At 41.5% G+C, this 706-nt stretch carries 1 protein-coding gene; it reads left to right on the top strand.

Features of this window, described 5'->3' with window-relative positions:
• Positions 1-129: 129 nt before the first annotated feature.
• A partial coding sequence (locus tag QVP90_RS14280; protein ID WP_288204613.1) for a DUF4301 family protein occupies positions 130-706 on the top strand: 577 nt, incomplete at its 3' end.

The raw sequence follows: 706 nt of genomic DNA, 5'->3' as shown, positions 1-706 counted from the left end.
GCACATTGGCATATTGGCACATTGGCTAATTATTATTTTGCTGTAAAAGTAGTTTTTTTTGTTTAGTAAAAGAGCATAACTAAATAACATTTTGTATTTTTGGGCATCAATTAATAAAATTAGATACGTATGATAACACCACAAGACAAAGAGTTGCTTGCCAAAAAAGGTATTTCAGAAGCACAGATAGCCGAGCAACTGGCTTGCTTCGAAAAAGGTTTCCCATATTTAAAGTTGGATGCGGCAGCGTCTGTAGAGAAGGGAATTCTGGCTCCTGCCACAGATGAACAGGAAGCATATTTTGCAGCATGGGATGCATATAAGAATACGGATAAGACGATTGTAAAGTTTGTTCCTGCTTCGGGAGCTGCCAGTCGTATGTTCAAGAACCTGTTTGAGTTTTTAGGAGCTGACTATGAACGGCCTACGACGAAGTTTGAACAGGCATTTTTTGAAGGTATCGATAAATTTGCATTTTATGATGATTTGAATGTGGCTTGCCGGCGTATGGCAGGAAAAGATATTCCCGGATTGATGGGCGAAGGAAATTACAAAGCTGTGGTTGCGGCTTTGTTGGAAGAAGTCGGATTGAACTATGGGGCTTTACCCAAAGGGTTGCTCAAATTCCATAAATACGAAGAAGGTTCGCGCACTCCGCTTGAAGAGCATTTGGCAGAAGGTGCTATGTATGCCGCCGGGAAGAGCG

It is taken from the genome of Bacteroides sp. CAG:189, from assembly GCF_000432295.1.
GTDB lineage: Bacteria > Bacteroidota > Bacteroidia > Bacteroidales > Bacteroidaceae > Bacteroides > Bacteroides salyersiae.
The sequence above is the reverse complement of the archived record's forward strand: the minus strand, read 5'-3'. Positions and strand labels throughout refer to the sequence as shown.